This is a genomic window from Streptomyces sp. NPDC001502 (assembly GCF_042894785.1).
Taxonomy (GTDB): domain Bacteria; phylum Actinomycetota; class Actinomycetes; order Streptomycetales; family Streptomycetaceae; genus Streptomyces; species Streptomyces kutzneri.
Window position 1 is genome coordinate 295,112 of the sequence record NZ_JBIAVW010000003.1, and the last position, 14,684, is coordinate 309,795.

Sequence of the window (14,684 nt, forward strand, 5' to 3'; positions counted from 1 at the left end):
GGCGGTCGCCCCCGCCGCGTTCCGTCCACCCGGCCCACGCCGTTCCGGCACCACATCCCCCGCCGGGCGGTCACAGCGGACGGCAAAAAAGAGAAGGCAAGGAGGTCACTCACTCCTTGCCACTCTCAAGGTATAGCGCACCGGGGGCCTTGCGGCAAGACCCCTGTCGTGCCGCAGAATCACCCATCGAAGCCAGCACCTGCAGAAATCAGGGATTCGCGAAGTACGTCCGGCCATACCGGCGTACGGGTCCGCGGGACGCGGAGCGGCTGGCGAGACGCAACCTTGTCGAATGGGGGATCTTGATGATTGACGTGATCGTGGCCGGCGGTGGACCGACCGGTCTGATGCTGGCCTGCGAGCTGAGGCTGCACGGTGTGCACGTGCTCGTGCTGGAGAAGGAGACGGAGCCGACCCCGTACGTCCGCGCACTCGGCCTCCACGTGCGCAGTATCGAGGTGATGGCCCAGCGCGGCCTGCTGGACCGGTTCCTCGCGCACGGCCGGCGCTACGAGGTCGGCGGCTTCTTCGCCGGCCTCGGCACGTCGTGGCCGGACGGGATGGACACCGCCCACTCGTACGTCCTCGGCATCCCCCAGACGATCACCGATCGCCTGCTGGCCGAGCGCGCCGCCGAGCTCGGCGCCGAGATCCGGCGCGGCTGCGAACTGGTCGGGCTGAGCCAGGACGAGCACGGGGTGAGCGTCGAGCTGGCCGACGGTACGCGGCTGCGCTCGCGCCATCTCGTCGGCTGTGACGGCGGCCGCAGTACGGTGCGCAAGCTGCTCGGCGTCGGCTTCCCCGGCGAGCCCTCCCGGGTCGAGACGCTGCTGGGCGAGATGGAGCTGACCGCGGAGCCCGAGACGCTGGCCGCCGTGATGGCCGAGGTGCGCAAGACGCAGCTCCGGTTCGGCGCGGCGCCCTTCGGGAACGGGGTGTACCGCGTCGTCGTGCCCGCCGAGGGGGTGGCGGCGGACCGGGCCGTCGCGCCGACCTTCGAGGAGTTCAAGCAACGGCTGCGGGCCGTCGGCGGCACCGACTTCGGCGCGCATTCACCGCGCTGGCTGTCGCGGTTCGGCGACGCCACCCGACAGGCCGAGCGCTACCGGGTCGGCCGGGTGCTGCTGGCCGGCGACGCGGCGCACATCCACCCGCCGACCGGCGGCCAGGGACTCAACCTCGGCGTCCAGGACGCCTTCAACCTCGGCTGGAAGCTGGCGGCCGAGGTGGGCGGCTGGGCTCCGGAGGGGCTGCTGGACAGCTACGAGGCCGAACGGCATCCGGCGGCCGCCGCCGTGCTGGACAACACCCGTGCGCAGATGGAGCTGATGTCCACGGAGCCCGGCGCCCAGGCCGTGCGCCGGCTGCTGTCCGAGCTGATGGAGTTCGAGAACGTCAACCGGTACCTGATCGAGAAGATCACAGCCATCGGGCTCCGCTACGACTTCGGCGAGGGCCACGAACTGCTCGGCCGGCGGATGCGGGACATCGTGCTGAAGCGGGGGAGCCTCTACGAGCGGATGCACGGCGGCCGCGGCCTGCTGCTGGACCAGACCGGCCGGCTCTCGGTGGCGGGCTGGGCCGACCGTGTCGATCACGTCGTCGACGTCAGCGAGGAACTGGAGGTGCCCGCGGTGCTGCTGAGGCCGGACGGCCATGTGGCGTGGGTCGGCGACGACCAGCAGGATCTGATCGACCGGCTGCCCACGTGGTTCGGCGCGGCCACCCCCTAGGTTCTGATGCGCGTCGGTCATTCTCGGCCATGCGCGGCGAGCACGGCCGTCCGAGACCGACATCCCAGGGACAACCGACATCCCAGGGACAAGTGCATGGCAGTGAACCAGAGGCCGCGCCCGGCACGGCGGCTGTCCGTCGGCTGGGCCCTCCCCTCACGATCGGGTCATGACGGAGGGAGGGAAGAAAGAGGGCTGATCCGGTCAACGCCCCGACCTGCGAGAACGTAGAACGATGCGCGCTGCTTCTTGCATGATCCTCGCGTTCCTGGGAGGCAGGAAGCCAAAGGGTGCTGCAATGGACGCATGTGCCTCGAAGAGCTCCGCACCCTGCTGGCGCGGCACGCCCGCCCCGACTGGACCACTGCCGTCGACGGCGTCCTGATCTCGAAGGTCGACCGGCCGGATCCGCCCGCGCCCTCCATGTCGGGCACCGTCCTGGCCGTCATCGCCCAGGGCGCCAAACGGCTCGCGCTGGGCGAAAGGGTCTACGAGTACGGAGCCGGGCAGTACCTGGTGGCATCCGTCGACCTGCCGGTCACCGGGCAGTTCACCCAGGCCGCCCCCGACCGGCCGGCCCTCGGCTTCGGCCTCGTGCTCGAACCGTCCGCCGTCGCCGAACTGCTGCTGCAGGCCGGTCCCGGGGACACCCCCCGTACCGGCTCGGGCGCCGCGCCGTCGGGGATCGCCGTCAGCGACGCCCCGCCGGCCCTGCTCGACGCCGTGGTCAGGCTGCTGCGCCTGCTCGACGAACCCCGGGACCGTGCCGTGCTGGCCCCGCTGGTCAAGCGGGAGATCCTGTGGCGTCTGATCACAGGCGAGCAGGGGGCGGCGGTGCGCCAGCTCGGCCTCGCCGACAGCGGCCTCAGCCACGTCTCCCGGGCCGTGCGCTGGATCCGCGAGCACTACACCGAGCCCTTCCGCGTCGAGGACGTGGCACGGCTGTCCGGCATGAGCGTGTCCGCCTTCTACCGCCACTTCCAGGCGGTGACCGCGATGAGCCCCATCCAGTTCCAGAAACAGATCCGGCTCCAGGAGGCCCGGCTGCTGCTCGCCACGCACCCGGGTGACGTCACGGGGGTCGGCCACCGCGTCGGCTACGACAACCCGTCGCAGTTCAGCCGCGAGTACCGCCGCCAGTTCGGCGCACCCCCGAGCCGGGACGCGGCCCGACTGCGGAACACCGCACGCGCCCCGATCCCCGTCGTCGCCCTGCCCTGACGGAAGAGGATCGTGCAAGGAGAGGCGAGGATAGTTCTACTGTTTATGCAGGTCAGAGCGATTCAATGGGATCAGAAGTTCTTCCGTGGAGCAGGAAAATGCCTGTCCGCCGCGGATCCCATCACATCGCGAGGGGCACATCATGAAGACCGTTCTGATCACCGGTACCTCCTCCGGCTACGGGGCGGAGACCGCCCGCTACTTCCACGCGCAGGGGTGGAACGTCATCGCCACCATGCGGACGCCGCGCGCGGGCGTCCTGCCCGAGTCGGACCGGCTCCGCGTCGTCGAACTCGACGTGACCGAGCCCGGGAGCATCAGCGCCGCGCTCAAGGCGGCGGGGCCCGTCGACGTCCTCGTCAACAACGCGGGCGTCCCCTCGATCGGCGTGTTCGAAGGCACCCCCATGGCCCGGGTGCGGGAGGTCTTCGAGACCAACACGTTCGGCGTGATGGCGATGACGCAGGCGGTACTGCCCGGGTTCCGCGAGCGAGGCTCCGGCGTGGTGGTCAACGTGACCTCCAGCGTGGTGCTGGGCCACATGCCGCTCTCGGCCGTCTACAAGGCGAGCAAGATGGCCGTCGAGGGGTTCACCGCATCGCTCGCACTCGAACTCGCGCCCTTCGGAGTCCAGGCCAAGACGGTCGAGCCCGGCGCCTGCCTGACGACGAACTTCGCGCACAGGGCGACGCACGGCGAGTCGCCGGACGCACTGGTTCCGGCGCCCTACGCGGCCTTCGCGAAGAAGGTCATGGAGGAGTTCACGGGCCAGGACCTGTACACCAGGGAGAGCGACGTCGCCGAGACCGTGTGGCGGGCCGCCCACGACACGACCGGCCAGCTGCGCTTCCCGGCCGGCGCCGACGCAGTCCGGCTCGCCCAGGCGAAGTGATCAGGAAGCCGGCGCGCGCGGGACCCGGTGGGCTTCCGCCGGCAGGTCCTGCGGGACCGTGGCGGCCCCGTCGGCGCGTACGGCGTCCACCACCGTCTGATGCAGGAGGCGGCTGAACTCCTCGGATTCGCAGCGCACCGGACTGCCGGTCACGGTGAACCAGTCCGAGCCGCCGCTGTACTGCACCGCCACATGGGCCTCCGGGCTCGACCAGGTGGTGTGCACGGTCAGGTCGCCCGTGAGGACTCCCGCCTCCTCGGTGCGTACTCCGCCTCGTCCGGCGAAGACTCCTGTCGTCGTCCACGAAGCCCAGGTCATGGCGCATCGCCCCTCACCACGGAGTGCCTCTGATGCTTCCACGCTACGGCGGGTCCGGGATTCTCGCGCACTCGCCGCAGCGGGGGGACTCCCGGGCGGGCCGGTGGCGGCGATCAGTGGCCGGCAGCGGCCTTGACCAGGGCGACCGCGGTGCCGATGGCCGCGTCCAGGGTGCCGGCCAGGAGGGCCAGGCCCGTGCCGCCACCCATGCGGATGCCGCCGTACCAGCCCCAGGTGAACAGCCCGGCGACGCTCACCCCGGCCGAGACCAGCAGGGCGGTGTCCACCGCCATCACCCCGAGCGCCGCCGCACCGATCAGGACCAGCGGTCCCACGGCGGACAGCAGCAGAGGGCTGCTGACGGACAGCATGCGGCGCAGCTCGTGGCCGGTCGCCAGCCGGCCGTGGACGACACGGTGGGCCTGCTGGTCCGCGACCAGCGCGGCCAGCCAGAGGCCCACCGCGGCGGTCACAACGGTCGCGGCGGCTCCGGGGGCGCTGATGTGATCCGAGCCCGCGAGTCCGATCACCACCGAGATCATGGTGATCGTCGCGTACAGACGCTCCTTCAGCCGCGCGGCGGCGAAGCGCGGATCGCGATCGAAGGCCTGCTCGTCGTCCGCGCCGGGGATGGCGCCTCCGGGGGACCCGGCCGGGGGCGTCTCGTCAGGGGCCATGCCGCCTACGGTAGGGCGGGCCGGCGGCGCCGCCCCGCAGGCGGGCGGGCAGCGCGCCGTACGGACGACACGGCAGCACCCCTCCGCCGAGATCCGCACGGGACGGCCCAGCACACCGAGCCCGCCCGGCCCGCCGAGCCTACCCAGCGCACCGGGCCCGCCGAGCGCACCCCAGCGCACCGGGCCCGTCCCAGCTGGACCAGCCCTACCCGAGCCCCGCCCGCCTGTCATTCCGCAATGTTCCGGATCCCCTGGTCCCGGGCCCCGTTGCTACGTTCCCAACCGCCAGCCCACACCGCTGCGCGCCGGGTCCGTAGCCACCGCCCGGCGTCGCACCCTTGCGACCAGGAGGCCCCGTTGGCCGCGAACCACCCCACCCGCAGGAACATCCTCAAGACCGCCGGCGGGCTCTCGGCCGCGATGGCCCTGGGCGCCGGGGGCGTCCTGTCGGCGGCCTCCCCGGCCGCCGCGGTCGGTGACGGCTTCGGCCTGCGCATCGTGGACCGCAACGAGAACGACCACCGGATGTGGTACTACCGGTTCGACACCGACGCCATCGGCTGGGACCCGGCGGTGAACGTGCTGCTCCCCGACGACTACCACTGGAGCGGGCGCACCTATCCCGTCCTCTACCTCTTCCACGGAGGGGGCACGGACCAGGACTTCATCACCTTCGACCGTGAGCGCATCCGTGACTGGACGGCCGGCAAGCCGATCATCGTGGTGATGCCCGACGGCGGCCACGCGGGCTGGTACTCCAACCCGGTGAGCTCCAACGTCGGTCCCCGGAACTGGGAACACTTCCACATCGCTCAGCTGCTGCCGTGGGTCGAGGCGAACTTCCGCACCTTCGCCGAGTACGACGGCCGGGCCGTCGGCGGCTTCTCGATGGGCGGCTTCGGCGCGCTGAAGTACGCCGCCAAGTACTGGGGCCACTTCGCCTCGGTCAGCGCCCACTCCGGCCCGGCCAGCATGCGCCGCGACAACGGCCTCGTGACCCACTGGGCCAACCTCTCCTCCGCGGCCCTGGACCTGGGCGGCGGTACGGTCTACGGCGCGCCGCTGTGGGACGAGGCGCGGGTGAACGCGGACAACCCGGTGCAGCGCATCGAGAGCTACCGCAACAAGCGGGTCTTCCTGGTCGCGGGCACCAGTCCCGACCCCATCAGCTGGTTCGACACCGCCAACGAGACCCAGGTGCTCGCCGGCCAGCGGGAGTTCCGCAGCCTCCTCGACCGCGCCGGGATCCCGCACGAGTCGCACGAGGTGCCCGGTGGTCACTTCGTCCGCCACGACCTGCTGGACCACGACATCAACGGCATCATCGCGCGGCTCCGCAAGGCCTGACCGGCCCGACGACCCAGGGGGAGGAACGTCACGTGCTTCTCGGTATGTCCCGACGTGTGTCGGTACTGGTTCTGTCGGCGGCGGCCGCGGTACTGCCGGCGCTGGTCGCCCCGTCCACGGCCGCGGCCCGGCCCGCCGGGTTCGCCGCCTCGTGCCCGACGTCCGGCTTCATATCCCAGTACTACAGCCAGGCGCACAACGGCATCGACATCGCGAACGACTACGGCACCCCGATCCACGCCGTGGGCGACGGCGAGGTCACCATCTCGGGCTACGAACCCGGCTACGGCCAGTGGATCCGCATCCGGCACGGCGACGGGACGGTGACCGAGTACGGGCACATGCAGCAGCGGGACGTCGCCGTCGGCGACCGTGTGACGGCCGGACAGCGCATCGCTCTCATGGGCAGCGAGGGCCAGTCCAGCGGCCCCCACCTCCACCTGCGGGTCTGGGCCGACGCGAACACGAGCATCCGCACCGACCCCGTCCCCTACCTCGCGGAACGCGGGGTGGAGATGCCCTGCACACCCGGCCAGGGCCCCGGCCCCGGTCCCGCTCCCCTCGTGCATCCGGCGGAGTCGGGCCGGGTGGTGTCGGCGCGGTCGGCGGACGGCCGGCTGGAGGTGTTCGCGGCGAGCGCGGACGGTGTCCACCACGTCTGGCAGACGGCCGCCAACGGCGACTGGTCCGCATGGGAGAACCTGGGCGGCCCGGGCAACGCCGAGCTCGCCCTCTCACCCAACGCGGACGGCCGGCTCGAACTCCTGGCCATCAATGGCAGCACGTTCCAGCACCGTTATCAGCTGGCGCCTTCCGGTGGCTGGTCCGGGTGGGAATCCTTCGGCGGCGGCGGTCGGGATATTGCGGCGGGTGCCAATGCGGACGGTCGTATCGAGGTGTTCGCCTCGGGTCCGGCCGGGATCTTCCACAGGTATCAGAGTGCGCCCAATGGCAGTTGGTCCGAGTGGGAGCCGACGGGCGGTGGACCGGCCCTCGGCCGTATCGAGATGGAGAAGTCTGCTGACGGGCGGCTGGAGGTGTTCGCGGTCAACGGGGACACCTTCCAGCACCAGTACCAGACGGCCGTCAACGGCGGCTGGTCTTCCTGGGAGACCTTCGGGGGTGGTGGACACGACCTCACCGTCGACCACAACGCCGACGGCCGCCTGGAGGTCTTCGCTTCCGGACCGGTGGGTGTCTTCCACAAGTATCAGACGAGCGCGACCGGTTGGTCGGAGTGGGAACCCTCCGGCGGCCCCGCCGACTCCCAGCTCACCAGCGACCGCACCGCCGACGGCCGTGTCGAGGTCTTCGCCATCACCAGCGGCGTGGCCATGAAGACCTGGCAGACCGGAGTCAACGCGCCCTACAGCGAATGGGCCGACTTCGGTGGTGGCGGCACCGAGATCACCGCCACCACCAATGCGGACGGCCGCATCGAGGTCTTCGGGACCAGCGGTGCCGGTGTGTTCCACAGGTGGCAGACCGGCTTCTCCACCTGGTCCGACTGGGCCTGGGTCGGCAACACCGCCGGTCCCGCCGTCAACTGACCCCACACCACGCCCGAAGGGGGCAGCGGTTGTCCAGCACTCAAGGCTCCTCACACCTCGGAACGACACCGCCACGGCGGCGCACCGGCCACCGCTTGGCCGCCTCGGCCCTGGCCTCGCTGCTCGTCGCCGCAGGGCTGGTCGCCGGAGCCTCACCCGCGTACGCTGCCCCGAGCGACCTCTGCGCCCAGGTCGGCTACAGCGCGGGCTGGCGGGGCGAGGCGCTGGAGTTCGCCGTCGCGATCGCACTGGCCGAGTCCAGCTGCAATCCGGGGGCGTCCAACCGGCAGGGCAACGTGGACGCCGAGGGGTCGACCGATCGCGGGCTGTGGCAGATCAACGACTTCTACCACCCCGATGTCACCAACGCCTGTGCCTACGATGCCCAGTGCAACGCGAACGAGGCGTTCCGCATCTCCTCCGGCGGGACGAACTGGCAGCCGTGGTCGACGTACAACCGGGGGCACCACTGGCGCCACATGGACGAGGCACGCGCGGCGGTGGCGCGGCTCGGACATCCGGGTGGACCCGGTCCCGCTCCGGTGGTGCATCCGGTGGAGTCGGGCCGGGTGGTGTCGGCGCGGTCGGCGGACGGCCGGCTGGAGGTGTTCGCGGCGGGCGCGGACGGTGTCCACCACGTCTGGCAGACGGCCGCCAACGGCGACTGGTCCGCATGGGAGAACCTGGGCGGCCCGGGCAACGCCGAGCTCGCCCTCTCACCCAACGCGGACGGCCGGCTCGAACTCCTGGCCATCAATGGCAGCACGTTCCAGCACCGTTATCAGCTGGCGCCTTCCGGTGGCTGGTCCGGGTGGGAATCCTTCGGCGGCGGCGGTCGGGATATTGCGGCGGGTGCCAATGCGGACGGTCGTATCGAGGTGTTCGCCTCGGGTCCGGCCGGGATCTTCCACAGGTATCAGAGTGCGCCCAATGGCAGTTGGTCCGAGTGGGAGCCGACGGGCGGTGGACCGGCCCTCGGCCGTATCGAGATGGAGAAGTCTGCTGACGGGCGGCTGGAGGTGTTCGCGGTCAACGGGGACACCTTCCAGCACCAGTACCAGACGGCCGTCAACGGCGGCTGGTCTTCCTGGGAGACCTTCGGGGGTGGTGGACACGACCTCACCGTCGACCACAACGCCGACGGCCGCCTGGAGGTCTTCGCTTCCGGACCGGTGGGTGTCTTCCACAAGTACCAGACGAGTGCGACCGGTTGGTCGGAGTGGGAACCCTCCGGAGGCCCGGCCGGCTCCCAGCTCACCAGCGACCGCACCGCCGACGGCCGTGTCGAGGTCTTCGCCATCAACGGCACCACGGCCGTGCAGGCCTGGCAGACCGGAGTCAACGCCCCGTACAGCCCGTGGACCGAATTCGGCGGCGGCGGAACGGAAATCACCGCCACCACCAATGCGGACGGCCGCATCGAGGTCTTCGGGACCAGCAGTGCCGGTGTGTTCCACAGGTGGCAGACCGGCTTCTCCACCTGGTCCGACTGGGCCTGGGTCAGCGACACGGCCGGCCCCGCCGTCAACTGACCCGCCGACCGCAGATCCCTCTGGAGGCCTTCGCCCAGTCCTCGGGCGTCACCGCCGATGGCCGGATACGCACCCGCCTGCGGGAACGGCCGAGCGGCGCCCGGCGCCCGTGGAACGCCTTCGGTGACCGCCCGGTCGCACCGCTCCGGCCAGGCTTTCCCGGCCGCTGAAGCCACCGCGGGGCGCCTGCGGAAATGGCCGATGTCCCACCGTGCAGCCGCGCTTGCAGCCGGTAACGTTCCCAGTCCGACGTCTTGTCAACATGTCGGACAGGGGGAACGGTGAGCGGCATAGTCGTGCATCTGCCGCAGGGGAGCGGCGGCACCGCCGACGGGGAGCCGGGCGGCGATGCGGTGACCTTAAGGCTCGGGCCGGGCGAGGTCGCACGGTTCGGGCGCGGATCCTCGACCACACCGGTCGAGCTACGCCTCGCCGACGAGGCGATCTCCCGGCTGGCCGGGGAGATCCGGGTCACCGACGACCACTGGCAACTGACCAACCACAGCACCACCCAGAGCTATCTCGTGGAGAACCCGGAGGGAGCCGGCGAGTACCTGCGGGTGTCGCCGCGACGGGCCGGGGCGCCCATCCCCTTCGAGTTCGCCCGGGTGGTGCTGCCCACGCGCCGCGGCACCACGGTCTCGTTCCAGGTGTTCGCCCCCGACCACGTCTACCTGGATCCGCCCGGCACCGGCGGCAGTGGGGCCGGCCGCACGGTGACGGCGTACTCCCTGGACGAGACGGCCACCTACTTCCTGGTACTCGTCGCCCTCTGCGAGCCCTGGCTGCGCGACCGGTCTCCCGTCTCCGTGCCCACCACCCCGCAGGTCGTCGAGCGTCTGCGGGGGCACGCCACCGGCGGCAGGCTGACGGCACGCGCGGTCAGTTCGCACATCGACTACCTGGCCGACGAGAAGCTGCGGATCGCTGTCCCGGCCGCCGCCGTTGCCGCACCCGAGGCCGGTACCCGTACCGGCGCCGCGGACCGCCGGAACGGCAAGCGGGACGCGGTCGTCGGGATCGCCCTGCGGTTCGGCATCGTGCGGGAGGAGCACCTCCCGCTGCTGCCGCCCCGGGCCGAATCGGGCGCACGAGGGCGGTAGGCGACGTGACGCGGGTGCAGGGCCTGGGCGCCCCGTGGGGCAGCAGCCACACCGAACTGCTGCCCCGGGGCCACCGGGTGGGCGACTGGGCGGTCACCGAACCGATCGGGGCCGGCGGCTGGGCCACGGTCTACGCCGGCCGCCGGGCCGACGAGCGCGCGGCGCGGGCCGCAGCCGCGCGAGGGGAGCCCGCGGAGGTCGCTCTGAAGATCATGCCGACCGCCGGACTCGCCCCGCGCCAGGCCCGGAACGTGGCCGAGGCCGCCCGGCGCGAGGTCGAGATCGGAGTCCGCGCGGGACACCCGCGGCTCGTCCGGCTGCTCGACAGCACCGTCCTGACCGCACCGGACCACCCGGCCCTGGACGGGGCCGTCGTGCTGGTCATGGAGCGGGCCACGGGCAGCTTGCGGGACCTCCTCGACTCCGGGGTGACCGAGGCCGAAGGCGGCCGGCTGATCGCCGGGATCTGCGAGGGACTGGCCCACCTGCACCGCGTCGGCTGGGTGCACGCCGACCTCAAGCCCGAGAACGTCCTCGTCGGCGCGGACGGTTCGGTCAAGCTCGCCGACTTCGGGCTCGCCACCGAGCTGACCGGTACGCACGGGTACGCGCCCCCGATGGGCACCCTGGACTACCTCCCGCCCGAGCGCTGGAAGGCCCAGCTGGGGGAGCAGGGCGTGGAGATCCGTCCGAGCGCCGACATCTGGGCCCTGGGCATCGTGATCCACGAGGTCTTCGCCTCGGGCGCCCCGCTGTTCCCCGGCGCCACCCCGGTGGCACGCGGAGCCGCCGTTCAGGAGTACGCGGCGGGGCGTGCGCCGCTGCGCATGGCCCACGGGATCCCGGAGTTCTGGCGGGCGCTGGCCGCCGACTGCCTCGCGCCGACGCACGCCGCCCGCGCCGCGCACACCGCCGCGAGCCTGCTGGAGCGGATCACCGACCACGGGGCGGGTGAGCCCGGGCCGGCTCGCCGGATCCGGCCGGTCCGCCTCGGGCGGACGGCGCGGGCCGCCCTCCTCGCCGTGGTGGTGTGCGGGGCGGTCTCCTCCGCCGTCTGGACGTACACCGCCGGGGAGGCGGCCGAGGAACCGCCCCGCCGGATCCAGGTGTTCAACGCCGAACGGGCCTGCCAGGACCGGGCGGACCGGGACCCGCGGTGCAGTCTCGGCCTGGCGGTCGACCCCCTGCGGCCCTACACCGCGGGCAACGTCGTACCGACCCGGGTCTGGCACGCCGACGTCCTCGACACCGACTGCCAACTGCTGCGCGGCGAGGCCGTCGTCGACGAGTCGGACCTGCAGTCCACGCACTGGTTCAGGGTCCGTCTGCCAGGCCCGGACCCGGACGCCAGGGCGTGGCTGCCGGCCGTACGGACGAAGGACCGCCCGGAACTCCCGCGATGCCCGGCGCCCGCGGAGAGTTAGGTCAGCCCAACTTTCTGGCCTCTTGGTCACACGGCGAGGGAGGCAGGCGGCGCGCCGCCGGTCCCGGCGTCGCCCATGCGGCCGATCATGTCGCGGGCCGCGCCACCGGGCCGCGGCTTTCCGGCGCGGGCTCCCCGGACGCGCCGGCCAGGCCCGGCCGCCCGGTCCGGCGCAGAACGGCGGGCGTCGTGCCGTACCAGCGCCGTACCGCCCGGCGCAGGGCGCGCGCGTCGGCGTAGCCGCTGCGAGCGGCGATCGCGGAGACGCTGAGGTCAGTGCCGTGGAGCAGTCGTGTGATGTGGTCCCGGCGCGCGGCCTCCACCTCGTTGCTCCACGTGGTGTCGTGTTCGTCGAGGCGGCGCTGGAGGGTTCTCGTACTGACGGCCATGCGCCGGGCCACCGCGGGCAGCGTCGGAACGCTCTCGTCGTGGACGGAGGCCAGCGCGGTGCGGAAGAGGTCCAGCCAGTTGTGCAGCGGGACCGCGGCGGCGAGGCTCTGGTCGGCGTGTCTTCGCAGCACGGTCGACAGGCCGGGCTGCGCGTGCGGTGTCGGCCCGGTCAGGTCGGAGGCGAGGAAGGTGAGGGAGCTGCTCGGGGCCTCGAACTCGATGGTGCGGGTGCCGTACAGCTCGATCAGGGCGTCGTGCCGGCGGGGCGTCCTGGCGGCCAGGGTGACACGGAGGGGGACCAGGGAGCGCCGCGCGGCAGCGCTGAGACGCCGCTGGTACAGGCCGAGCGCGTAGGCACGGATGGCGCAGGCCGGCTCGTAGCCCTGATCCGCCGCGTTGACATGGCTGATGACGATCTGTTCGCCGTCCTCGGTGATCCGCAAGGTGTCGGTGCCGGGGTCGGCGACGACCGACAGGTAGGCGGCGGCGTCCCGGATGCCTTCGAGCGGAGTGGGCGCCGAGGTGATCAGGTAGTCCCAGACGCCGAGGGTGCCGACGCCCGACTGCTCGGCCAGCAGCAGGGACAGCTCGGGCCAGGGTACGCGCACGGTCGTCAGCTCGGCGATGCGGATGCCCGTGGCCGCGGGTGTCCGGCACAGGTCGTCGTCGAGGTGCTCGGGTGCCAGGCCCGGCAGGTGCGCGTACCCGTGCGCGGGTATGCCGAACAGGCGCGCCGCGGTGACGCTCAGCCGGGTGATGGCGGAGGAGGTGGTTCCGTGGTGTGCTTGCGTGATCACAGGGGCTGAGCATAGACCAGCGGAAATCACCAGATCATCCGCTCGGTCTGGCGCCGGATGTCCCCAACTCGGCGTGGAATGTCCCCCCGTGGCGCGGACGGTCCCCTGGCTGGCGCGAGCTGCCCTGGGCCCGGCGGTTCGCGCGGCCGTAGCGTGGTGATCGTTCTCGCGGGGTACGGACAGCCGGGCCGTCGGCCGGGTGCACCGCACCGAAGAGCCGCTGTCCGAAGGCGACTTCCCCTGCGGGGGACCTGCCAGTGACCCGTTCTACGAGGAGTGTCCGTGGAGTTGACCCGAGACGATTTCGCGCTGGCCGCGTTGGTGCGGGCCCCGGCGCGGTTGCCCGCCGCGCCGGGGCCGAGCCCGGTGTGATGCCGGCCGGGCCCCGGTGAACGCACTGCCCCGGACGGGGGTCTGGGCAGTGCGGGGTACCGGGGTGCCGGGGTACCGGGTTGCCGGGTTGCCGAGGCGGGCCGGGCCCGGCCGTCGGCACACGGCGGGTTCGTCCGGACCTACCGACCCGCACGGGGGCGGGGTCAGTGCGGAATGCTGTCGATCAGCTCTCGGGCGCCCTGCCGGAGGAGGGCGACGGCGACGGAAGTGCCGAGCGTGGCCGGGTCGAGGCGGCCCGCCCACTCGTGCGCGTTCAGCACCTCCTTGCCGTCCGGCGAGAACACGCAGGCGCGCAGGGACAGATCCCCTCCGCGTTCCGCCCGCGCGTACCCCGCGATCGGGCTGTTGCAGTGCCCCTGGAGGACATGGAGGAGCATCCGCTCGGCGACCGTCTCACGGTGCGTGTCCGGGTGGCCGAGGGCGCTCACGGTGTCGATGAGGTCGGCGTCGTCCTCCCGGCACTGGAGCGCGAGGACGCCGGCGCCGATCGGCGGCATCAGGGTGTCCACCGGAACGACCTCCGTGATGGCGTCCGCGCGGCCGATGCGGTGGAGGCCGGCGACGGCCAGGAGGAGCGCGTCCGCCTCACCGGCGGCGAGCTTCTCCAGACGCCTGTTGGCATTCCCGCGCATCGGTACGCACTCCACGTGCGGGTACGCGGCGGCGAGCTGGGCGATCCGGCGCACGGAGGAGGTCCCGATGCGGGTACCGGGCGGGAGCCGGTCGAGGGTGAGTCCCTCCGGGTGGATCAGAGCATCGCGGATGTCGTCGCGTTCCAGGAACGCCGCGAAGACGGTTCCGGCGGGCAGCGGGCGGTCCGCCGGGACGTCCTTGACGCAGTGCACGGCGAGGTCGGCCTCACCGGCCAGGATCGCGGCGTCCACCTCCTTGGTGAACGCGCCCTTGCCCTCGACCTGGGAGAGGTCTCCCATCCACTTGTCGCCGGTGGTCTTCACCGGCAGGACGGTGGTCGTGATCCCCGGGTGGAGTGCGGCGAGCTCGGCGCGGACGCGCTCCACCTGGGCGAGGGCCATCGGCGAATCGCGGGAGACGATACGAATCGGATCAGCGGGCATGCGGGCACGATACGCCCTCGGGCCCAGGCGGCGGGCACCGGAGCCGGGGGCCATCGCCCTAGCGCGGCAGGGAAGTTGACCGCCCCGGGCACGTGTTCGAGGGACCTGGCGCGCCACGCCCGGTGCTCCCCGGACCTGACGGCGTGAGACGTCGACGGATCCCGCCCGTGCCTCCGAAGGCCCGCGTGCCCGGCGACCGCGGGGCGCGGCGCGCGTGCCTGTGACCGGTACT

The 14,684-nt window shown here is 72.2% G+C and carries 12 protein-coding genes; 8 read left to right on the plus strand and 4 right to left on the minus strand.

Features of this window, described 5'->3' with window-relative positions:
• The first annotated feature begins 305 nt into the window (after positions 1–305).
• The 3 genes from rox to ACFY0D_RS06205 all read left to right on the plus strand — a co-directional run bounded on the left by rox (position 306) and on the right by ACFY0D_RS06205 (position 3,846).
• Entirely contained in the window at positions 306–1,733 is a 1,428-nt protein-coding gene (gene rox, locus ACFY0D_RS06195) for a rifampin monooxygenase (RefSeq protein ID WP_390797221.1), read from the plus strand.
• A 306-nt stretch (positions 1,734–2,039) separates the two neighbouring features.
• Positions 2,040–2,954 carry an AraC family transcriptional regulator N-terminal domain-containing protein gene (locus ACFY0D_RS06200; RefSeq protein ID WP_390797222.1) on the plus strand — a complete coding sequence of 305 codons (915 nt, stop codon included), beginning with the start codon at positions 2,040–2,042 and terminating at the stop codon, positions 2,952–2,954.
• Between the two features lie 142 nt (positions 2,955–3,096).
• Positions 3,097–3,846: an SDR family oxidoreductase gene (locus tag ACFY0D_RS06205; protein WP_390797223.1), complete on the plus strand. Its 750-nt coding sequence runs from the start codon at positions 3,097–3,099 to the stop codon at positions 3,844–3,846.
• Here ACFY0D_RS06205 and ACFY0D_RS06210 read toward each other — a convergent pair whose 3' ends face one another.
• Entirely contained in the window at positions 3,847–4,164 is a 318-nt protein-coding gene (locus ACFY0D_RS06210; RefSeq protein ID WP_390797224.1) for a hypothetical protein, read from the minus strand.
• 113 nt (positions 4,165–4,277) lie between these two features.
• Positions 4,278–4,841: a hypothetical protein gene (locus ACFY0D_RS06215; RefSeq protein WP_390797225.1), complete on the minus strand. Its 564-nt coding sequence runs from the start codon at positions 4,839–4,841 to the stop codon at positions 4,278–4,280.
• Positions 4,842–5,261: 420 nt separating this feature from the next.
• On the opposite strand from ACFY0D_RS06215, the gene ACFY0D_RS06220 reads away from it, so the two are divergent.
• From ACFY0D_RS06220 to ACFY0D_RS06240, 5 genes are all read left to right on the plus strand, one after another.
• On the plus strand, positions 5,262–6,188 hold the full coding sequence (locus ACFY0D_RS06220) for an alpha/beta hydrolase (RefSeq protein WP_389797632.1): 927 nt from the start codon (positions 5,262–5,264) through the stop codon (positions 6,186–6,188).
• A 32-nt stretch (positions 6,189–6,220) separates the two neighbouring features.
• Positions 6,221–7,738: a peptidoglycan DD-metalloendopeptidase family protein gene (locus ACFY0D_RS06225; protein ID WP_390797226.1), complete on the plus strand. Its 1,518-nt coding sequence runs from the start codon at positions 6,221–6,223 to the stop codon at positions 7,736–7,738.
• A gap of 95 nt (positions 7,739–7,833) precedes the next feature.
• Positions 7,834–9,270: a hypothetical protein gene (locus tag ACFY0D_RS06230; protein WP_390797227.1), complete on the plus strand. Its 1,437-nt coding sequence runs from the start codon at positions 7,834–7,836 to the stop codon at positions 9,268–9,270.
• Between the two features lie 281 nt (positions 9,271–9,551).
• Positions 9,552–10,373 carry a serine/threonine protein kinase gene (locus ACFY0D_RS06235; protein WP_390797228.1) on the plus strand — a complete coding sequence of 274 codons (822 nt, stop codon included), beginning with the start codon at positions 9,552–9,554 and terminating at the stop codon, positions 10,371–10,373.
• Between the two features lie 5 nt (positions 10,374–10,378).
• Positions 10,379–11,797, plus strand: coding sequence for a serine/threonine-protein kinase (locus ACFY0D_RS06240; protein WP_390797229.1), 1,419 nt, complete (start codon positions 10,379–10,381; stop codon positions 11,795–11,797).
• 85 nt (positions 11,798–11,882) lie between these two features.
• On the opposite strand, the gene ACFY0D_RS06245 is transcribed toward ACFY0D_RS06240, so the two are convergent.
• Entirely contained in the window at positions 11,883–12,983 is a 1,101-nt protein-coding gene (locus tag ACFY0D_RS06245; protein WP_390797230.1) for a helix-turn-helix domain-containing protein, read from the minus strand.
• A 536-nt stretch (positions 12,984–13,519) separates the two neighbouring features.
• The gene (gene hemC, locus ACFY0D_RS06250) at positions 13,520–14,452 is read right to left on the minus strand and encodes a hydroxymethylbilane synthase (protein WP_390797231.1); all 933 of its coding nucleotides are present in this window, start codon (positions 14,450–14,452) and stop codon (positions 13,520–13,522) included.
• Positions 14,453–14,684 lie beyond the last annotated feature (232 nt).